Source organism: Peptoclostridium acidaminophilum DSM 3953, from assembly GCF_000597865.1.
Classification (GTDB): Bacteria; Bacillota; Clostridia; order Peptostreptococcales; family Peptostreptococcaceae; genus Peptoclostridium_A; species Peptoclostridium_A acidaminophilum.
The window spans coordinates 344,793-365,461 of sequence record NZ_CP007453.1; the positions used below are offsets into that span (position 1 = coordinate 344,793).

The window sequence follows — 20,669 nt, forward strand, 5'->3', positions numbered from 1 at the left end:
TAATACGACAATTAAAATTATATTGAGGAGGACGAAGGAATGAAAAAGACAGATCTTTTGGTGATTGGTGGAAGTGCAGGCGGTATTCTAAGTGCTACAACTGCGAGAAAAGCTTATGGCGATATTGACATCACAATAATACGCGATACTGAAAAGGTAATGGTTCCCTGCGGCATCCCATACATATTCGGGACACTGCATGACACAAACAAAAACGTTATTCCTGATGCAGGCATACTCGAGGCTAATATAAACCTTATTATAGACCGAGTTGTAAAGGTTGACAGGGAGGCAAAGAGGGTTACAACCGAGGGCGGCGAAACTATTGAATACAAGAAGCTTGTACTTGCTACAGGTTCCCTTCCTATAATACCAACGTTCATACCTGGATATGATCTGGAAAACATATATGGAGTACTGAAGAACCAGAACTACCTGAATGGAGTTCTAGAAAAGGTTAATGGGGCTGAAAATGTGGCGGTAATAGGCGGAGGCTTTATAGGAGTGGAGTTTGCTGAGCAGATGCGTATTCTGGGCAAAAATGTAACGCTTATCGAGTTGGCTGACGCTTGCCTTTGGCAGGCTTTCGACAAAAGTTTCACTGACGAAATCGAAGCATCACTAAAAGAAAATGGAATAAAACTGCTTACGGGAACCAAGGTTACAAAATTCATAGGCGATAAGGCTGTCGAAGCTGTTGAGCTGGCAAACGGCGAGCAGATTCCTGCAGACCTTGTAATTCTGGGACTAGGCGTAAAGCCCAACGCTGAATTGGCAAAGGAAGCGGGTCTGCCAATCAATGCCAGGGGAGCAATAGTAGTTGACCAGTACACAAGGACAAACGATCCTGACATATTTGCTGTGGGAGACTGCTCTGAAAAAAGATGCTACTTTACTGGACAGGACGCACCTGTGCTACTTGCATCGACTGCCGCAATGGAGGCAAAGATAGCGGGAAGCAACGCATTCCAGCTCAGGCTTGTACGTGCCAATAAGGGAACAATAAGTGCATTTTCCACACAGATATTTGGCAGGACATATGCAGCAGCCGGCCTTACAGAGGCCAGAGCCAGACAGGAGGGCTTTAGCATGATGGTGGGCGAGTTCACTACAATGGACCGTCACCCGGGATCACTGCCAGGCGCGCAAAAGACTACAATAAAGCTGATGTTTTCAAAGTGCTCCGGCGTAATACTCGGCGCTCAAATATCGGGAGGAGAAGCCGTCGGAGAAATGATAAACATACTGAGTCTGGCCATACAAAAGGGCACTACAGCTACAGAACTCAACACATTCCAGGTGGCAACGCACCCGTTGCTTTCTGCATCGCCGATAGCATATCCTATAAACGCAGCGGCTATGAACGCCATAGCGTCAAACTGCAGGCATCTTAACGAAGGACTGGAAATATAACGGTCATAAATAAAAAAACACGGGGTATTCTTATTTTGTGAATACCCTGTGCTTTTTATTTTTTGATGGTCTTACAGATAAAGGTCTCTTTCTCCTTTTGATATTCTTCCGTAATATTCCTCGAGCTTTTCTATGAGGTTGTGCTGCTTGAAAAACGGAATTTGCTTTACTTCATCTATTTCCTTTTGAATGAGTTTTTCACCCACAGTTTTTGTCTGCTCAGAGGCATAGTCCTCAAGATATTCCTTGAAAGTGAGTATTGCATTTAGCTTACAGAACTTACCTTCGACGCATTCTGTCAGAAGGTTCATTATCTTGTCTCCTGTCCTCCCGCATCTGTATCCGGCTGTACAAAATGACGAGATCATGCCCATTTCAGCCAATTCGCGTATCACCTCGTCCAGGCTTCTAGTCTCTCCCAATGTGAACTGCTGTTTTTCGGCAATCTGGCAGTCCTGGGACTCGCTGTAGCCTCCTATTCCAATCTTGCTCGAGGCGTCAGTTTGCGTACATCCCAGCTTTATCACCTCTTTTTTAATTCCCGGCTCCTCCCTCGCAGTAACTATCATGCCAGTATACGGAACAGAAAGCCTTATTACTGTGATAAGCCTTTTGAAATCTTCGTCAGATACAAGATATTTTGAATTTGTGCTAAGCTCGGAACCTGAGGCAGGCGTGATCCTTGGGAAGGATATGGTATGCGGTCCTATCCCAAACTGCCTTTCAAGATCGATAGCATGGTACAAGAGCCCCATGACTTCAAATCTCCAATCATTCAGGCCAAAAAGCGCTCCGGTAGCAACATCGTCAATTCCCGCATCCATCGCTCTATGCAGTGCGTAGAGTCTCCATCTGTAGTCGGATTTTGGTCCTGCAGGATGGAGCTTCGAATAGAGATCTCTGTTGTATGTTTCCTGGAATACCTGGAATGTTCCTATACCCGCGTCCCCAAGCTTTTTAAGGTCTGATATGCTCATCGGCGCGGCGTTAACATTGACTCTTCTTATGCTGCCATGGCCTCTTCCCTTTGGAGACTTCTTTTGCACGCTATACACGGACTTTATAGTATCTACCATATAATCAACGTCGGAAAGTGGATGCTCTCCATACACTACTATCATCCTCTTATGGCCTTCATCAATTACATGCTCGGTTTCTTTTCTGACTTCATCGAGAGATAGTATTCTTCTTTTTTCCTCGCTGTTTTCCTTCCTAAAGCCACAGTAGAGGCAGCTGTTTACGCAAAGGTTGCTGCAATAAAGAGGAGCGAAGAATACAATCCTGTTGTCGTATACCTTCTGTTTTACCTTAAGCGCTGTTTCCTCCATCTCCTTCAAAAGCTCCGGATCCGTAACATTAAGAAGTGCAGCGGTTTCATCCGGCTCCAGTCTTTGTATGGAAAGGGATTTTCCGAGTATGTCCCTTATTCTCTGAGGGTCCGGATTTCGATTTGTTTCGAGCTTATTTATGATTTCAGACTCGTCTATGAAATCCTTTCCGTTTACCAGATACTTGTCGATTTCTTCTTGTTTAACTACCTGCGCTGCCCATTCTTTTGGATTCATCTTAGACATAAAAAAACCTCCGAATTTTATTTTCGGAAGTTATTTCCATGGGGAAAAGGAAAAGTCTATGCATAAAAACTAAAGCCGGCATAAACGTTAAAAAAATAACCAGAAATCCCAAAAAATATTTTGTGGAATTTCTTGAAATGTCGTTCCTTTTACTCAGAAATAGCTTCCTTGTAATTAGAAAATGTCTTGCTAATTCATATAATAACATGGCATATGCTATTAATCAACGAAAAATTATATTATTTTGATAAAAATATATTTATCTGAGCAGAAAAAATTGGAATATTTCATGGAGAATGAGGGTTGGCATAATGGGTATATAACCTTTACATACAGTCGTCTTATAATGAATATATTTTTAACTGCGAGGGAAACTGAAAAGAAGGAGGGTGTCCAAATGCCAATAGTAGGACTTATAGTTAATCCCATAGCGGGAATGGGAGGCAACGTCGGATTAAAGGGTACAGACGGTGAGATGTATAAAATGGCGCTTGCCTTAGGAGCAAAGCAGGTTACGTCGGAAAGAATACGTGAAGTCCTATCGCTCGTTACCAGAAAAGACATCCATTTCATGGTTGCCGCAGGAAGTATGGGAGAGGACTACATCAGGGAGTTCTCATTTGATTACGATGTCATAGGCCAAGCAGTTGCTGAAACCACTTCGGCTGACACTAAAAATGCAGCAAGGGAGATGGTTTCTAGAGGAATAGATTTGCTCATTTTTGTAGGGGGAGATGGTACTGCAAGGGATATACTGGATGCAGTTGGCGTGGAAAAGCCAGTAATTGGAATCCCTTCAGGAGTGAAAATGTTCAGTTCGGTATTTGCTCTTTCTGCCCATGCGGCTGCTGAGATGATCAATTCATTCGGCGACAGATTCATAGAAAAGGACGTGCTGGATATAGATGAAGAGGCTTTCAGAAACAACCGTCTGGTTTCAAAGCTTTATGGATTTGTAAGAGTGCCTGATATTAGCAGGCTGCTTCAGGGAGGCAAAGCTGCTTCAAATGTCGAGGTGAAAGCGGAAGATAGGAAAAAAGAAGTGGCCGAGTACATCGTTGAAAGCATGGAAAACGATGAGCTTTATATTTTGGGGCCGGGTACAACGCTTAAGGCTGTTACAGACCGGCTTGGCGTTGAAAAGACGCTGCTGGGCGTTGACGCTGTGTTTAGCGGGCGACTTGTCGGCAAGGATATAAACGAAGAAGGAATACTTGAGCTGATAAAAAAATACGGTGAAGCGAAAATAATAGTCACGCCCATAGGGGGCAACGGATTCATATTTGGCAGGGGAAGCAAGCAAATATCGCCACAGGTATTAGATTTGGTCAAAAGAGACAACATAATAATCGTAAGCACTCCGGATAAAGTTGTAGGCTTGGAATGCCTCAGAGTCGATACTGGGGACTACCGAATCGACAAGGAACTGACAGGAAAGATGAATGTGGTGATCGGGTACAATGAGGAAATTGTAATGGAGGTCAGATGTGATTGATTTGAGCTCGAACGAGAATCCATACGAACCATCGCAAGGAATAATCGAAGCTGTAATGCGAGGCAGCTGCAGTCTCAACAGATATCTAAGGCCCAGCGAAATTGATGCGCTGAAAAAAGCTTTATCTAATTACAATGACGTTTCCAGCGAGCGAATAATAGTGGCACATGGGACGGATTGTATTTTGAGGGATATAATACTTAATTTCTCTAAAAACAGGGATTTGATAACATTGAATCCGTCATTCCCGGGATTGTCGGAGAGTGCAAAATACACAGCCAAAAGGATTTTGAAAATCCAACTGGCTCCCCCCGAATACACAGTGGATTTTGATGATGCAATCCAGGGGCCTGCGCTTGTTATAGCGGATTACCCAAACAGCCCTACGGGGAGATGCCTTATAAAAAGGGAGCAGCTCATAGAAGTTCTCAAAAGCAGTGACAATCTGGTTGTAATAGATGAAGCCTACTATGAATTTTCAAAAAAGACATTTGCGGATCTTGTTGATGAATACCCAAATCTGGCCATATCAAGAACACTAGACAAGGCATTCTCTTTAGCGGGACTCAGGGTCAGCTACCTTATAGCCGGGGATAGCTTCTTGGGCAGATTGTCGCCATATTCTCAGGCTCTTGGCAGACCAGCATGCCTGGCTGCAATTGCCGCCCTCGAGGACAAGGAGTATGCCCTTGGAAACGTTGAGAAGATTATAGACGAGAGAGAGCGGCTCAGAAAGGGGCTTGAAATGGCCGGGCTTGATGTGACGCCCAGCGAGACAAATTTCTTGCTTGTAAGAACTTCGATTCCTGAATTCGCATCGAGATTAAGGAAGAGGAATATTCTGATAGGCGATTTCTCCCATACATGGCTGAAGAACAACTATAGAATCACTGTCGGAACCCAAAAGGAAAATGACTCCTTGCTCAATGAAATATGGAGCATTCACAATTCAAAAGAACAATACGATGAAAAAATGTAAGAAAAAGTTATTGACATATACCCATAAAGAGAATACAATTAAATTATAAAGAGCATATACCCAAAACAAAAGGAGTGATTCAAATGCCAGGAAGAGATGGAACAGGCCCTGCCGGTCCAGGAGGAGGCGGCGGAAGAATGGGCGGACCTTTTAGAGCGGGTCCGGAAGGCTACTGCGAATGCCCAAAATGCAAAACCAGAGTCAAGCATGATAGAGCAATACCTTGCACTTCGATGAAGTGTCCAAAATGCGGCTCGCCGATGACAAGAGTTTAATTGAATCGAAAGGAGAGGATTATTATGCCAAGAAGAGATGGAACAGGTCCAATGGGACGAGGAGCAATGACAGGAAGAGGTTTAGGTTACTGCACAGGGATAGGCTCAGGAAGATACGGAGCTGGTATACGAAGAGGATTCGGCAGAGGATTGGGGTTAGGATTGGGATTCGGATGCAGAAGAGGCTATGGAGGCTTTTATCCGGCGGAATTGACTGAAGCCGAGGAAATCGAACTGCTTAAAGAGGAAAAGGAAATACTTGAAAAAAGACTTGAAATGCTAAAAAAACAGTTGGAAAATTCACCGGGAACAGATAAGTAGGAGTTGTCAGGGGTATATTTTAAATCAGTAGATAAAATCTCAAGGCTAAGAGTGAGGGGGCAGGCAATCTGCTCCTTTGCTAATATGCATACTACATACGAATGCGGAGGTGTCAAGGAATGGACATGAAATACGTATACGGACCCGTGCCGTCCAGAAGACTTGGGGTATCACTGGGAATAAGCCCTATACCTAAAAAGACCTGCAATTATTCCTGTATATATTGCCAGCTTGGAAGAACTGATCACATGAAAAACACAAGGCAAATGTTCTTTTCGGTGGAAGACATAATGGCTGAGTTTGACGAAGTACTAAGGGAGAAAATTCATTTTGATGTTGTAACTATTGTGGGTGAGGGAGAGCCGACACTCTATCTTGGTCTGGGCGAGCTTATAGATGAAATCAAGAAAAGAACGGACAAGCCGGTGGCTGTAATAACAAACGGAGCGCTTTTATACGACCTTCAGCTGCAGTCGGAGCTTGGCAAGGCAGACATAGTGCTGCCTACAATGGATGCATACGACGAAGAGTCATTAAAAAGGATAAACAGACCCCATGGGAGTCTGAAATTCGAGGATATAAAGCGTGGTTTGGAGGATTTTTCGAAAAAATACCAGGGACAGCTGTGGATTGAAATAATGCTCATTAAGGATGTCAACGATGATGATGAATCCCTTGGGAAGTACGCTGAAATGCTAAAGAGGATCAACTATGAGAAGCTGTATCTGAACACGCCTGTGCGCCCTCCGGCCGAGTCAGATGTAAGCGTTGTCGACCATGAAAAAATGGATCATGTAGCAGAGCTCTTAGGCGGGATTTCAATAGACCTGCTTTCATCCGAGGGATTCCACAGCGAAATCGAGGATGACCATGCCGCAATTCTAAGCATAATAAAGCGCCATCCAATGAACCAGTTCGAAATAGAAGGGTTCCTGGCATCCAGAGGACGCAGCGACATCGACGCATTTCTTAATGAGCTCAAGCAGGATGAGAAGGTGGAAGTTATAAACTACAAGGGATATAACACGTACAGATTGAAGTGAACCGCCTTATGCTTGTAGTTAAAATGAATTGCAGGAAATCTCTGGAGGAAAGTTATACAGCCTTGAGGAATCGCCTGCAATTTTTTGTTGCAGGCATATGCTTTAGTATATAATTGGATTAAAAGATGGGTTTGAGGTGTGTATATGTCAAGGATTCCAGAACATTTGCAGCAAAAGATAAAAGAGATCCCAGAGCGGGCTGGAGTTTACTTTATGAAGGATAGGCATGGCGGTATCGTATATGTGGGCAAAAGCAAGAGCCTGCGCTCGATGGTCAGGTCTTGTTTGGAAGATTTAGGGGAGTGATGATGCATGAAACTCAAGGACAAGGTATGCGTAATAACAGGAGGCGCCCTTGGCATAGGAAGATGCCTTACCAGGGAATTTGCTAAGGCAGGTGCTAAGGTTGCCTTCATCGACATGGACAAGAAAGCAGGCATGGAAAATGCAGATTACATAAGCAAAAATGGAGGAAAGGCTTTCTTTTTCTGCGGAGACATAGCAGACGAGAAGACTCTCGAGTTATTCAGGGATGAGATCATCGCCAGGTTCGGCAATATAGATTATCTGATTAACAACGCATGCCTGAGCCGAAGAGGAATACTCTCCCAGTGCAGCTACGAGGACTTCAACTATGTGCTGCGCATTGGCGTAAGCGCGCCCTACTACCTGACTCAGCTGTTCCTTCCATACTGGAACGAGAAAGGTTCGGTAGTCAACATATCGTCGACAAGGGCCTTCATGTCCCAGGCCGATACGGAAAGCTACACAGCCGCCAAAGGGGGAATAAGCGCTCTAACCCACGCCCTTGCGGTTAGCCTCTCTGGCAGGGTAAGGGTGAACTCCGTATCCCCGGGCTGGATAGACACGGGGGCATATCACGAGGAGGGCTACGAGCCGTCATACTCAAAGGCCGACATGCTGCAGCACCCTTCGGGCAGGGTAGGGGAGCCAAAGGACGTAGCCAGGGCAGTCATGTTCCTTTGCGACGAGGCCAACAGCTTCATTAACGGAGAGAACATAACAGTGGACGGTGGCATGAGCAAGCTCATGATATACAGTGGAGATGATGGCTGGCAGTACGAAAAATAGAAAAATCCTCTAAAAACAAACAATATTTGACTTATGATCTGGAAATAGTATAATTGAAGAATAAAAAGCATATGCCCGAAATGAAAGGAGTGAATTCTCTGTGCCAAGACCAAGAAAAAGAAGAAGAGTTTGCTTTATGCCTGAAAACAACCTGTTTGGGCCTCTCAACCAACAAGACTCAGATCGCGAAAATATTGTGATGAGTGTGGAAGAATATGAATCACTTAGACTGATTGAGCTGGAAGGCATGAATCAGGAAGAGTGTGCGGAAAGAATGAATGTGGCGCGCTCTACTGCGCAAAGAATTTACAACGAGGCCAAGAGAAAGCTGGTAGATGCTTTGGTAAACGGGAAGAACATTAAAATTGAAGGCGGGGACTACAAGCTTTGTGATGAGAGTGAAGCTGGATGCGGCCGAGGAAGGTGCAGAAAACATAGATTCGGGTGGAATAACCCGGAAGATGAGAGTGAAACTAAATAGAAACATATCATGGACTAAGGGATTTCAGGAAAGCGAGAGGTGAGGAAGTATGATAATTAAGACCTTGGCTGAAAACACAGCCGTATCAACTGAATTCAGGACCGAGCACGGGCTTAGTTTGTATATTGAAACGAACAGGCACAAGTTACTCTTCGACCTTGGAGCCAGTGACCTTTTTATTGAAAACGCCCAAAAGATGGATGTCGATATCACACAGGTCGATACTGTTTTTATTTCACACGGGCACTATGATCATGGCGGCGGGCTGAAGGCGTTTTTAAATGCCAATTCAAGAGCGAAGGTGTATGTAAACAAGAGGGCTTTTGAAAATCACTACGCCAACCGTGAGGGAGGCAAGAGAGCGTATATCGGACTAGATAAGGACATAATGGAAAGTGATAGGCTTATATTTGTGGGGGATCAGCTAAGACTTGATGAGGAACTGGAGCTTTTCTCCAATGTAAAAGGAAGGAAGTTTTATCCTTCGGGCAACGTCGATTTGCTATTGAAGCAGGACGAGCAATTCATTCTTGATGATTTTGCGCATGAGCAGAATCTCATAATAAGCGAAGAAGGCAAGCGGGTTCTGATTGCGGGCTGCGCCCACAATGGCATTGTAAATATCATAGAGCATATGAAGGAGTATATGCACGAAGAGCCGACCCATGTGATCGGGGGATTCCATCTTCACAACAGGTCCGCCGGCAAGAGCGAATCGCAGGAGACAGTAGGGGAAATTGGCAGACACCTCAAAAATACAGGTGCGCAGTACTATACCTGTCACTGCACAGGTATAGAAGCCTACGGATGGCTAAGGGATGTCATGGACGGACAGATAGAATACCTTGCAACGGGAAGTCAGCTGAAATTGTAAAAGACTTGGGAACAGACATAAGCGGCATAATTTGGCTGGATCATGTCTGGCGAAGGCCAGGAAAAGGGTGAAAACATGGAAACTGAGAAAAAGATTTTTGAGATTGAAGAGTTGCTCAAATCAAATGGCTATAAGCTGACGCATCCTAGAGAGGTGATTGTAAGGCTGTTTGTTCAAACTAGCGAGCATCTTAAGCCCGAGGATATATATAATAAAGTCAGGAATGAAGATGTCAGCATCCCCACGGTATACCGCAGCATAGAGATTTTTAAGAAAATCGGCATAATAAAAGAAGTCGTTATCAACAATGAAAGATATTACGAGCTTAGCATTTTCAGCCAAAAGAAATTTCATATTCACTTTCAATGCAGCGTATGTGGTAAAATCAAGGAGTACAATGACAGGCGGATTTTTAAGGATATGCTTATGCAAAGAGACTATATTGAAGAAACCTACAATGATGTAATAGATGATGTGACGGTAGTGATGAGAGGGGTATGCAGCTCCTGTAAGAAAGATGTAAAGTAGCTTAAATTGCTGTTTGTTAGCAGGACAATATTTTGACGGGAACAGGGGATGAACATGGAATTTAATTTTAAGTGTTTACTGTGCAATATAGAACAAGTCGATAAGGTGTCCAGGCATATAAATGCTCCAGAATGTGCAAAGGAGCCCGTGATAAGGGATGTGCTGAAGCACTTGGCGGATATAGATTTTAAAATGAAAAATCCAGAAATCATGAGTGGCACATGGAGAATAATAACAGATGGACTTGGAGAGTCAGATCCATATAAGAGCGAAAAGCAGCGCTTCAACAGCGACATGTTGCAGATTTATGGTCTCCTGAAGTCGAGGCTGTCAAAAGGCGAGGAGGGCTTCTTTGAGGCCTTGAGGCTATCTGCGGTGGGCAACATCATAGATTTTGGTGCCAATCACTATTTCGACAAGGAAATGTGCTATGAAAAAATATGTAATTTGTGTTCCGAGGACATATTTGCAATAGACCATAGCAGGAGGCTGTATGAGAAGCTAAAAGTCTCAAAGCAGCTGCTTGTAATCGGTGACAATTGCGGAGAGATTGTCCTGGATAAGCTGCTTATAGAGAGGATAAGAAGCGAATTCAGTGATATCAAGATATATTTCAGCGTGCGAGGAAAAGCCGTGCTCAACGATGTGACTTCGGATGACGCACTGCAGGTAGGAATGGGAGATTTAGCCATAATTATAGATGACGGAACCGAAGCTCCTGGAACGGTTCTTGCCCAAGCGTCGGATGAATTCAGGCGCATATTCGACGAATCGGATCTCGTTATTGCCAAAGGACAGGGCAACTATGAGGGTCTTAGTGATATCAAAAGGGATGGTCTTTTCTTCGTGCTCATGGCAAAATGTCCGGTGATATCAGACTACATTGGAGTGCCTAACATGAAATGCGTATGTGTTGAAAACAACAGTTAAATGGCTTGCCTGATTAGGTCGATGTCGCAGAAAAATCTATCCGACGAGGTGAGATATGGTTACACGACAGATGATATTGCTAGATATAGTTGAGCGGTATCCCGAAACAGAGGCAATATTCCGAGAATACGACAGCATGCTTGGTACTTGCATAATGTGCAGCTTCCTTTTCCAATCAATTGAGGACATTGAAAAGGAGCGGAGTGTGAGTTTGGATGAATTGTATAATAGATTGAATGACGCCGCTTGCGGCAGAACAGTCGAAAAATAAAAGCAGCCTGTGACATTTGAAACAAGAGTGTCACAGGCTTTTTACTAGCTTTGCAAAGGTCTCGTACAATATTAATGTAATATGGGCAATTAAAACTAACTTAATTTTTTTAAAACCTCATCAGAAAGTAAATTTACAAGCGCCCTGTTTATGTTGTAATACTCTTCAATTGCGCCCTCGTCACATAATTCCGCTAGTTTTGGATCTATAGGCATGTGAGCAATGAGTTCAATACTCATTTCCTTTGAAATCTTTTCTGTTTTGCTTTTTCCGAATATGTTGATTCGTTTTTTGCAATCAGGACATTCATAATAGCTCATGTTTTCTATTATCCCAAGAATTGGAACATCCATTCTTTTGGCCATGTCTGCAGATTTTTTGACTATCATGTTTACAAGATCTTGCGGGGACGAAACAATTATTATGCCATCCACCGGTAGGGACTGCATCATTGTGAGGGGTATGTCGCTGGTTCCTGGCGGAAGATCTATTAGCAAATAATCCAAATCTCCCCAGAGGACATCTGTGTAGAATTGCCTCAAGGTTTTTGAAATTAGAGGTCCTCGCCATATAACGGGAGAGTCCTCTTTTTCCATCAGGAATGACAGGGACATCACCTTTATTCCGGAGGGTGTTGTTACAGGCTCGATGCCTTTGCTGCTGGTATTGGATTTTTCACCTGTTATTCCAAATATTTTAGGTATGCTGGTGCCGCCCATGTCTCCATCCAATATGCCGACTTTAAATCCTTTTTTTATAAGTGATACTGCGAGCAGCGAAGTTACTGAGGATTTGCCTACGCCGCCCTTGCCACTCATTATAGCAATAACTTTTTTTATGTTTGTATATTCGTTGGTGTTTGCCTTTTCAAAATCCATACTAAACGCCCCCTTAAAGTATCTTATATAAAAGCGATACCCATTTTGAAATCTAAGAAAACAAAATGTGACATTAAAGAGGTATGAAAAACAGCCTGTGCATGGAAAATTCCCATACACAGGCTGCTTTGTTATTTGATCTAATCTTCAAAGGCTTCCTTTACAGACCACTCCTTGTACACGTTTCCAACCAGTCCTGGACCAGGCTTAAGAGTTTTCTTTCCTGGCTTCCAGCCTGATGGTGCCACCTCTGCGCCCTTTGTTTCGCGTACAAGCTGGAAAGCTTGTATTTGTCTTAGTGTCTCTGAAACATTACGTCCAACTGGAGGAGTAAGCACCTCGTAGCCTTGTATTATTCCATCCGGATCTATTAGGAAACGTCCTCTGTTTTCAACGCCGGCTTCTGGGTCGTATACGCCATAAAGAGTTCCGACATTTCCGCCTCCGTCTGAAAGCATAGGGAAAGGTATGCCGCCTTCAACCATCTTGCTAAGCTCATTGTCGTTCCACATCTTGTGAACGAAAACAGAGTCTACGCTTACTGAGAGCACCTCTACGCCAAGCTTTTGGAACTCTGGATATTTTTCAGCAACTGCTGAAACCTCAGTGGCTCAGACAAATGTAAAGTCTCCTGGATAGAAGCAAAGTACAACCCATTTTCCAAGATATTCAGACAATCTGAATGTCTTAAACTCGCCTTTATAGAATCCTGCCATTTCAAAGTCAGGGGCTTTCTTTCCAACTGATACCATAGACATCTCCTCCTTTTTAAATGAAGCTGTTTCGTTAACTGTTTGCTGTTCCTGTGGCAGCTCAACCTGCGATTTTGGTCTTGCGCAGCCTGGTTTAAAATCTTGCGGCATATAGCCACCTCCATAGAATAAATTGAAAACGGGCTGAAGCCCTATTAATTATCTTAATACCCTGAATATTGTACTTGAAACAAATATGAAGTTAAAATAAAAAAACATCTACACCGATATTTAGTGCGAATGCTTGCTGCGATGAACAGTCAGCCACAAGCAATATATGTAAAATTGCAATTGATAAGAGATTTGAATATCTCATGCCAATGTCTGTCCGCAGGGTATTTTTAAAGCTAGCATTTTATTCGGCTGTTTGCGGACTTGCCAAAGTAAAATGGCATATGCCGCATTATACTTATACCCTAAGTATTCAAATTCATAAACAAATATTTTCAGGTATATTTGTATTAGCGGAATATAGAACGAGAAAAGGATGTGAAGAATATGTACAATTGCAGAATTTGCACTGTGCATGCGTGCATAAGTGGAGAGAAGGAAAGGCTGCGAATTCGAAGCTATGTGCAATCCGACAGGTCAGGCGCTTTTGCTCAACAAGGCGGAAACTGATTTAAATCTCATTTTTGGCCTTTGTGTAGGCCATGACTCTTTTTTTGTAAAATATTCCAATGCGCCGGTAACTGTCGCAGCGGCCAAGGACAGGGTGCTCGGACACAATCCCATGGCTGCAGTCTATCTTGCTCAAAGTTACTACAAGAGCAGGATGTTTCCCGAAAAAAATGTTGACAATATTCAAAAAACAGTGTAAATTAAGCTTAATACTTTAATACAGTAAATTCTGTGAATGGAAAAAGTAGGCCAACAATGTTGTCCAAGCGAGCCGGTGGTGGTGGGAGTCCGGTGTCAAGGTTCTGGCTGAATGGTTCCATGAGAAGCGGTGTGAAATCCATATACGACATGGAGAGTATCGCTTGCCGCATGTCCAGCGTTAAAGGGACAGGGTATCGAAAACAAAGCTGTTTTCTGTACCTGACAAAGAGAGATGGGTAATACCTTCTAAAATGGGTGGCAGCGCGGAATGACGACATTTCGTCCTATAGTTATATGGGATGAGGTGTCTTTTTTATTTCAATGCATATAGCTGCTTCAGGTTTTAAGGTGATTACAGATCTAAAATGGGTGGCAACGCGGAGCTAAGATGTTTCGTCCCTTCAAGGGGGATGAAGCGTCTTTTTTTATTCACTTTTTACGGGTATATAAATTAAATCAAATAGAGGCAAACACAAGGGGGATGTTAAGGAATGGACGGACAAAGGAAAATAAGGGTATTTGCCCTGGAAATGGAAGGGGACATGCACACGCCGATTTCGATATTCAAAAAACTGTGCAGGGAAGGCAAGTCATTCATTCTCGAGAGCGTGGAGAAGGGTAAATGGGGAAAATATTCTTACATCGGCAGAAAACCGTTCATGGAGATCAAATCGCAAGGCAGCGAGGTGACGCTTGAAAAGGCGGGAGTGCAGACGAATATTTTCGGAAATCCTATTGAAATCCTAAGAAATGTAATGAAGGGACACGGCTGCGAGAACATATGCAGCGGACTTGAGTTCGAGGGAGGCGCTGTAGGATATATAGCTTACGACTTCATAAGAAACATCGAAAAGCTAGGCGAGCCTGAAATAGACGACCTTCAGATGCCCGACATGCACCTTTTCTTTCCGGAGGAGATAGTTGCATACGACCACGAGATGCAGAAGGTAAAGATCATGCTTAACCTCCTGGTTGATGCGACAGTGAGCGAGGAGGATCTGGAGAAGAGTGCGAATGCAAGGCTAAGCGCCATAAAAAGTGAGATAGAAAAGTCAGAGAGCAGCGAAAATCCGGAGCCTGCTGGAAATGCAAGCGACATTGAGTGCCACGCCACGGAGACCAGGGAAAGTTTCATGACGAAGGTCGAAAAGGCAAAGCAGCACATAAAGGATGGAGACATATTCCAGGTGGTCCTATCGCAAAGGTTCGACGTCAAGACGACAAAGAATCCGCTGGATGTTTACAGGACGCTCAGGACACTCAATCCGTCTCCTTACATGTACTATATAGACTATGGCGACTACAAGATAGCAGGTTCATCGCCCGAACTGCTTGTGAAACTAAGCGGCGGCGAGGTGCAGACCTGTCCTATAGCGGGCACAAGGCCCAGGGGAGCTTCGGAGCTTGAGGACGAGAGACTGTGTGACGAGCTCTTAAAGGACGAGAAGGAAAGGGCCGAGCACCTGATGCTGGTTGACCTTGCAAGAAACGACATAGGCAGGATATCGGAGTTTGGAACCGTTGAGCTCAGCAGCTTTATGGAGGTGCAGAAATACTCTCATGTAATGCACATAGTCTCGAATGTCAAGGGAGGGATAAAGGCTGACTACGATATGCTCGACGCGCTCAGCTCATGCATGCCTGCAGGAACAGTATCGGGGGCCCCGAAGGTCAGGGCGATGCAGATAATAGACGAGCTCGAGAACAGAAAAAGAGGAGTTTACGCAGGGGCCATAGGATATTTCGGATTCAACGGCAACATGGACACGTGCATAGCCATAAGGACGGTGCTCTTCAAAGGCGACATGGCCTATGTGCAGGCGGGGGCAGGGATCGTAGCCGACTCCGATCCGCTTTCTGAATACCAGGAGACTCAAAGAAAGGCTCAGGCAGTGCTCGAGGCGCTAAAGGGCTAGATCCAATAATAGGGGGATAAATAATGATACTTATAATAGACAACTATGATTCATTCACATACAACCTGTACCAGTATATCGGGGAGATAAATCCGGACATACTGGTTTGCAGGAACGACAAGCTGACAATCAAGGACATAGAGGATATGGACATAAGCCACATAATAATCTCTCCGGGACCTGGTTTTCCAAAGGATGCCGGTATATGCGAAGATGTGATAAGGCATTTTGCAGGCAAAATCCCGCTGCTGGGCGTTTGCCTCGGCCACCAGGCTATCGGCGAGGTTTACGGAGCCAGGATAGTCCATGCCAATGAGACGGTACACGGCAAGACGTCAATGGTGAGCCACACCGGCACGGACCTGTTCGAAGGCATAGAAAGCCCAGTGGAAGTCATGCGCTACCATTCGCTCGTTGTCGAGAGGGAGTCGCTCAGCCCGGAGCTTGAAATTACGGCGCAGGACGAGTCAGGCCAGATAATGGCGCTTCGCCACAAGAAACATCATGTATACGGGGTTCAGTTCCATCCGGAGTCGATAGCCACGCGCTCCGGCAAGGAAATGCTCAGAAATTTCCTGGAAATAGAAGGACTATAAACATAAAAACGGGGATAAAAACGAGATTTGAAGGGGTGACATACAGATGATGAAATCGGCAATTAGCAAGGTAACAGCGGGAATAGACCTTACAGAAGCGGAGATGACATCCATAATGGAAGACATTATGGACGGAAAGGCGTCCGACGCTCAGATAGGAGCATTTCTGACGGCACTGAAGATAAAGGGAGAAACCAGCGATGAGATATACGCAGGTGCGAGCGTTATGAAAAAAAAGGCACTAGAGGTGAACATGGACAGGATATATTCCATAGACACCTGCGGAACAGGGGGGGACTCAAAGAATACATTCAACGTTTCTACTGCCGTTATGTTCGTTGCGGCAGCGGCGGGAGTGACTGTAGTAAAGCACGGCAACAGGTCCGTATCGAGCAAGTGCGGCAGCGCGGATGTTCTCGAAAAACTGGGCGTCAGCCTTGAGCTGACTCCCGAGGCTGTAAGAAGATGCATTGACGAGCTAAATATAGGTTTCATGTTCGCACCGAGATTCCACACAGCCATGAAGAACGTCATGAAGGCAAGGCAGGAGCTTGGGATGAGGACTATATTCAACGTGCTGGGCCCTCTGGCAAATCCAGCCAGCGTCAAGGGCCAGCTCATAGGGGTTTTCGACAGGAAGCTGCTTGAGCTTTTCGCCCAGGCTCTCAGGAAGATGGGAACCGAAAGGGCCCTTATAGTCCACGGTGAAGACGGACTCGACGAAATCACGGTAAATGGCAGCACAAGCGTTTGCGAGCTCAGGGATGGGGATATAAAAAGCTATGAAATACACCCAGAGGATTTCGGTCTTGAATCAGCGCCGCTTGAGGAAATTGTAGGCGGAGACAGCGAGCTTAACGCCCAGATTATAAAGGCGGTGCTCAGCGGAGAAAAGGGAGCAAAGCGAGATATGGTTCTTCTAAATGCAGGCGCAGCCATATACGTTGGAAAGAAGGCCGAATCTCTCGCTGAAGGAGTTGCGATAGCAAAGGACGTAATAGACAGAGGACTTGCGCTTGAAAAGCTTGAAAGCTTTGCAAGGCTGACAAGGGAGTTGAGCGAATGATACTTGAAACTATAGTTGAATATAAAAAGGAAAAGGTCGCCCGCGACAAGGAGAAAGCGCCTCTAGAGAGCCTGCTCCCGTTGATAGAAAATTCGCCGGCATGCAGGGACTTCAAAGCATCCCTTAGCAAGGGAAGACTGGCCGTCATAGCCGAGGTCAAGAAGGCATCTCCGTCCAAAGGTGTGATACGTGAGGATTTTGATCCATCTGAAATAGCAAGAGCGTACGAAACTGGAGGAGTTGATGCGGTTTCTGTGCTTACAGAGGACAAGTTCTTCCAGGGGAGCGACGAGTATCTGAAGGTAGTAAAGGGCATAGTGTCTGTGCCTGTGCTCAGAAAGGATTTCATAATAGACGAGTACCAGATATACCAGGCAAGGGCCATAGGGGCGGATGCGGTGCTGCTTATAGCATCGATACTTTCAGCTGAGGAGCTCAAGGACTTCTACGAGACTGCAAAAGGCTTGGGCCTTTATTGCCTTGTTGAGGTGCACAGCGAGGATGAACTGGAGAAGGCCATCTACGCAGGAGCAGACATTATTGGCATAAACAACAGGGACCTTGACACATTTGATATTGACATAAGAACTACTCAGGAGCTTGCAGAGCTTATACCGGAGGGCAGAATCATAGTAAGCGAAAGCGGCATACTGTCTGGAGAGGACGCGAAATTCGTAAGAATGCATGGCGCAGATGCAATTCTTGTGGGGCAGTTTCTAATGGAGTCGGGCTCCATAGAGGCAAAACTTACGGAGCTTCGAGGTGAGTGATATGACAATGGTAAAAATCTGCGGCCTCACAAGAGGTGTTGATATTGAATATGCAAACATGCTTATGCCCGAGTATGTGGGTTTCGTGTTCGCAAGCAGCAAAAGGCAGCTCGCGCCTGAGGATGCCGCCGTCCTGATCCAGCGGCTAAAGCCGGAGATAAAAAAAGTCGGAGTATTCGTGGATGAAGATATAGATGTTGTACTGGATACTGCCAGAATATGCGGACTCGATGTACTGCAGCTGCATGGAAACGAGACTCCAGAATACTGCAGGAGTATCGAGGGATACGAGGTCTGGAAGGCTTTCAGGGTGGAAGGCGAGAGGAGTATTGAGGAGATAGGAGAATACGAGGTTGACGGGGTGCTGCTGGATTCCTTCGAAAGCGGACAGCATGGAGGTACGGGCAGGACGTTTGACTGGAACCTTGCAGCAACCGTAGCAAAAGAGCACTTCACAATATTGGCGGGCGGACTTAGTCCCGAAAACGTAAAATCGGCAATAGAAATAGTAAGGCCAGCTGCAGTAGATGTGAGCAGCGGAGTAGAGACGGACGGCATGAAGGATTATTTAAAAATAAAAAATTCATAGAGAATGCGAGGGGATAGTATGGAAATTCAAAATACAAAGTCGAAGTTCGGACAGTTTGGAGGCCAGTTCGTGCCTGAAACACTTATGAATGCGCTTATAGAGCTCGAGAGGGAGTTTGAGAAGGCAATCGCCGACGAGAGCTTCATGGAGGAATACAGATATTACCTCAAGGAATACGTTGGAAGGCCCAACCCGCTTTATTTTGCGGAGAACCTTACAAGAAAGCTAGGCGGCGGGAAAATCTATCTTAAGCGCGAGGACCTCAACCACACAGGGGCCCACAAGATAAACAACGTACTCGGCCAGGTGCTGCTTGCCAGGAGGATGGGCAAAAAAAGGATAATAGCCGAGACGGGGGCAGGCCAGCACGGAGTGGCCACAGCCACTGTTTGCGCAATGTTCGATCTTGAGTGTGAGGTGTTCATGGGCGTAGAGGACGTGGAAAGGCAGTCGCTCAACGTATTCAAGATGAAAATGCTGGGCGCCAGGGTAAATCCCGTTACATCGGGCACAGGCACGCTAAAGGACGCTACAAACGAGGCTATAAGGGACTGGGTTGCAAACGTCGACGATACTTTCTACGTTATAGGCTCGGTCGTGGGTCCTCACCCATATCCTACTATAGTTCGCGACTTCCAGAGGGTAATAGGTGATGAGGTCAAGGAGCAGATACTCGCCAAGGAGGGAAGGCTTCCCGACTATCTTGTGGCCTGCGTAGGAGGAGGCAGCAACGCCATGGGGCTCTTCTACCCATTTGCGGATGACAAGGATGTAAAGATGTTCGGCGTGGAGGCTGCGGGGCTGGGCGTGGACACTGACAAGCATGCAGCGACAATAGCAAAAGGGTCAATAGGTGTAATACACGGCATGATGACATACGTGCTCCAGGACGACTACGGCCAGATAATGCCTGTTCACTCCATATCGGCGGGTCTCGACTACCCGGGTATAGGGCCTCAGCACGCCTACTACCACTCTACAGGCAGGGTCAGCTACGTGCCGGCTACAGACACAGAGGCAATTGAGGGCTTCGAGCTGTTGACTAAGAGCGAAGGCATAATACCGGCGCTAGAGAGCTCGCACGCGATAGCGTATCTCATGAAGCTGGCGCCGAAGACAAGCAAGGATGATATAATAGTTGTGTGCCTCTCAGGCAGGGGCGACAAGGACATGAACACAATAATGAAATATGTCGGAGGTGAGAGCTATGGAAAGTAGGATATCGGAAAAATTCAGCGAGCTTAAAAAGGACGGCAGGAAGGCGCTTATTGCATACCTCACCTGCGGCTATCCAGACATGGAAGCAACATACAGCCTTGTGCTCGAGGCGGAAAAGGCAGGAGTGGACATAATAGAGCTAGGCATACCGTATTCGGACCCCCTGGCTGACGGGCCGATCATTCAGGCGGCTTCCGAAAAGGCGCTTGAGAAGGGGACTAATATAGACATGATATTTGACATGGCAGGGAAGCTGCGGGAAAAGACTCAGCTGCCGCTAGTCATAATGACATACTACAATGCAGTGTTCAGATACGGCGCCGAAAAATTCCTGGAAGGCTGCAAGAGCAGCGGAATAGACGGCCTGATAGTGCCCGATCTGCCATACGAGGAGAAGGGCGCTATTTCCGAAATCGCAAAGAACAACGGAACCGATCTCATACCTCTTGTGGCACCGACATCGGAGGACAGAATAAGCAAGCTGGTGTCAGACGCAAGCGGCTTTGTATACTGCGTATCTTCAAAGGGAGTGACAGGCAAAAGAAGCGGATTTTCAGAAGGCCTTGCGGATTTCATGGAGAGCGTTCGAAAGCACACTGAACTGCCACTGGCCATAGGCTTTGGAATATCCAACGCTGATGCGGCAAGGAGCGTTAAGGACATGTGCGATGGTGTTATAGTAGGCAGCGCCATAATAGAAAGAATAGGGCAAGGGGCGGCAAAAGGCGATGTAGCAGGCGAGGTAAGGCCTTTTTTGAAGACACTTAGAGATGCTCTTTAATTCAT

Annotated in this window: 22 protein-coding genes and 1 pseudogene; 20 read left to right on the forward strand and 3 right to left on the reverse strand. The window is 45.6% G+C overall.

Annotated features, from left to right (window positions below; genetic code table 11):
* Nucleotides 1–39 precede the first annotated feature (39 nt).
* Nucleotides 40–1,413, forward strand: coding sequence for an FAD-dependent oxidoreductase (locus EAL2_RS12590; RefSeq protein ID WP_025436715.1), 1,374 nt, complete (start codon nucleotides 40–42; stop codon nucleotides 1,411–1,413).
* A 71-nt stretch (nucleotides 1,414–1,484) separates the two neighbouring features.
* Here the strand turns inward: EAL2_RS12590 and hydG are convergent, their stop codons facing one another.
* Nucleotides 1,485–2,978: a [FeFe] hydrogenase H-cluster radical SAM maturase HydG gene (gene hydG, locus EAL2_RS12595; RefSeq protein WP_096325278.1), complete on the reverse strand. Its 1,494-nt coding sequence runs from the start codon at nucleotides 2,976–2,978 to the stop codon at nucleotides 1,485–1,487.
* Between the two features lie 406 nt (nucleotides 2,979–3,384).
* Between hydG and EAL2_RS12605 the strand changes: the two genes are divergently transcribed.
* The 11 genes from EAL2_RS12605 (at nucleotide 3,385) to EAL2_RS12655 (ending at nucleotide 11,276) form a co-directional block, all read left to right on the forward strand.
* Nucleotides 3,385–4,482, forward strand: coding sequence for an ATP-NAD kinase family protein (locus EAL2_RS12605; RefSeq protein ID WP_025436718.1), 1,098 nt, complete (start codon nucleotides 3,385–3,387; stop codon nucleotides 4,480–4,482).
* A complete protein-coding gene (locus tag EAL2_RS12610) occupies nucleotides 4,475–5,461 on the forward strand; it encodes a pyridoxal phosphate-dependent aminotransferase (RefSeq protein WP_025436719.1) in 987 nt (328 codons plus the stop codon). Before EAL2_RS12605 ends, EAL2_RS12610 begins: the two co-directional genes overlap by 8 nt.
* Before the next feature lie 83 nt (nucleotides 5,462–5,544).
* On the forward strand, nucleotides 5,545–5,736 hold the full coding sequence (locus EAL2_RS12615; RefSeq protein WP_025436720.1) for a hypothetical protein: 192 nt from the start codon (nucleotides 5,545–5,547) through the stop codon (nucleotides 5,734–5,736).
* 24 nt (nucleotides 5,737–5,760) lie between these two features.
* Nucleotides 5,761–6,057 carry a DUF5320 domain-containing protein gene (locus EAL2_RS12620; protein ID WP_025436721.1) on the forward strand — a complete coding sequence of 99 codons (297 nt, stop codon included), beginning with the start codon at nucleotides 5,761–5,763 and terminating at the stop codon, nucleotides 6,055–6,057.
* Between the two features lie 119 nt (nucleotides 6,058–6,176).
* A complete protein-coding gene (locus EAL2_RS12625) occupies nucleotides 6,177–7,100 on the forward strand; it encodes a radical SAM protein (RefSeq protein ID WP_025436722.1) in 924 nt (307 codons plus the stop codon).
* A gap of 312 nt (nucleotides 7,101–7,412) precedes the next feature.
* Nucleotides 7,413–8,192, forward strand: coding sequence for an SDR family NAD(P)-dependent oxidoreductase (locus EAL2_RS12630; RefSeq protein ID WP_025436723.1), 780 nt, complete (start codon nucleotides 7,413–7,415; stop codon nucleotides 8,190–8,192).
* Between the two features lie 100 nt (nucleotides 8,193–8,292).
* Nucleotides 8,293–8,673: a DUF134 domain-containing protein gene (locus EAL2_RS12635; RefSeq protein WP_025436724.1), complete on the forward strand. Its 381-nt coding sequence runs from the start codon at nucleotides 8,293–8,295 to the stop codon at nucleotides 8,671–8,673.
* A gap of 49 nt (nucleotides 8,674–8,722) precedes the next feature.
* Nucleotides 8,723–9,547 (forward strand): MBL fold metallo-hydrolase, encoded by an 825-nt coding sequence (locus EAL2_RS12640; protein WP_025436725.1) that lies wholly within the window; start codon nucleotides 8,723–8,725, stop codon nucleotides 9,545–9,547.
* A 42-nt stretch (nucleotides 9,548–9,589) separates the two neighbouring features.
* Nucleotides 9,590–10,075, forward strand: coding sequence for a Fur family transcriptional regulator (locus tag EAL2_RS12645; RefSeq protein ID WP_025436726.1), 486 nt, complete (start codon nucleotides 9,590–9,592; stop codon nucleotides 10,073–10,075).
* Nucleotides 10,076–10,129: 54 nt separating this feature from the next.
* Nucleotides 10,130–11,005 carry a damage-control phosphatase ARMT1 family protein gene (locus EAL2_RS12650; RefSeq protein WP_025436727.1) on the forward strand — a complete coding sequence of 292 codons (876 nt, stop codon included), beginning with the start codon at nucleotides 10,130–10,132 and terminating at the stop codon, nucleotides 11,003–11,005.
* Between the two features lie 70 nt (nucleotides 11,006–11,075).
* A complete protein-coding gene (locus EAL2_RS12655; protein WP_158408941.1) occupies nucleotides 11,076–11,276 on the forward strand; it encodes a hypothetical protein in 201 nt (66 codons plus the stop codon).
* A 95-nt stretch (nucleotides 11,277–11,371) separates the two neighbouring features.
* Here the strand turns inward: EAL2_RS12655 and EAL2_RS12660 are convergent, their stop codons facing one another.
* The gene (locus EAL2_RS12660; RefSeq protein WP_025436729.1) at nucleotides 11,372–12,154 is read right to left on the reverse strand and encodes an Mrp/NBP35 family ATP-binding protein; all 783 of its coding nucleotides are present in this window, start codon (nucleotides 12,152–12,154) and stop codon (nucleotides 11,372–11,374) included.
* A 140-nt stretch (nucleotides 12,155–12,294) separates the two neighbouring features.
* Nucleotides 12,295–13,017, reverse strand: a complete 723-nt coding sequence (prxU, locus tag EAL2_RS15245) for a thioredoxin-dependent peroxiredoxin (protein WP_084481301.1) — start codon at nucleotides 13,015–13,017, stop codon at nucleotides 12,295–12,297.
* Between the two features lie 451 nt (nucleotides 13,018–13,468).
* Between prxU and EAL2_RS12675 the strand changes: the two are divergent.
* The 8 genes and pseudogenes from EAL2_RS12675 to trpA all read left to right on the forward strand — a co-directional run.
* A pseudogene (locus EAL2_RS12675) lies at nucleotides 13,469–13,726 on the forward strand (DUF1847 domain-containing protein); the annotation flags it as partial.
* A gap of 493 nt (nucleotides 13,727–14,219) precedes the next feature.
* Nucleotides 14,220–15,644: an anthranilate synthase component I gene (gene trpE, locus EAL2_RS12680; RefSeq protein WP_041693213.1), complete on the forward strand. Its 1,425-nt coding sequence runs from the start codon at nucleotides 14,220–14,222 to the stop codon at nucleotides 15,642–15,644.
* A gap of 23 nt (nucleotides 15,645–15,667) precedes the next feature.
* On the forward strand, nucleotides 15,668–16,240 hold the full coding sequence (locus EAL2_RS12685) for an anthranilate synthase component II (protein ID WP_025436732.1): 573 nt from the start codon (nucleotides 15,668–15,670) through the stop codon (nucleotides 16,238–16,240).
* Nucleotides 16,241–16,286: 46 nt separating this feature from the next.
* Nucleotides 16,287–17,306, forward strand: a complete 1,020-nt coding sequence (trpD, locus tag EAL2_RS12690; RefSeq protein ID WP_025436733.1) for an anthranilate phosphoribosyltransferase — start codon at nucleotides 16,287–16,289, stop codon at nucleotides 17,304–17,306.
* Nucleotides 17,303–18,076, forward strand: a complete 774-nt coding sequence (gene trpC / locus EAL2_RS12695) for an indole-3-glycerol phosphate synthase TrpC (protein WP_025436734.1) — start codon at nucleotides 17,303–17,305, stop codon at nucleotides 18,074–18,076. Before trpD ends, trpC begins: the two co-directional genes overlap by 4 nt.
* 1 nt (nucleotide 18,077) lies before the next feature.
* Nucleotides 18,078–18,665 (forward strand): phosphoribosylanthranilate isomerase, encoded by a 588-nt coding sequence (locus EAL2_RS12700; RefSeq protein WP_041693214.1) that lies wholly within the window; start codon nucleotides 18,078–18,080, stop codon nucleotides 18,663–18,665.
* Between the two features lie 18 nt (nucleotides 18,666–18,683).
* Nucleotides 18,684–19,883 carry a tryptophan synthase subunit beta gene (gene trpB, locus EAL2_RS12705; protein WP_041693215.1) on the forward strand — a complete coding sequence of 400 codons (1,200 nt, stop codon included), beginning with the start codon at nucleotides 18,684–18,686 and terminating at the stop codon, nucleotides 19,881–19,883.
* Nucleotides 19,873–20,664: a tryptophan synthase subunit alpha gene (gene trpA, locus EAL2_RS12710; RefSeq protein ID WP_025436735.1), complete on the forward strand. Its 792-nt coding sequence runs from the start codon at nucleotides 19,873–19,875 to the stop codon at nucleotides 20,662–20,664. Before trpB ends, trpA begins: the two co-directional genes overlap by 11 nt.
* The last annotated feature ends 5 nt before the right edge of the window (nucleotides 20,665–20,669 follow it).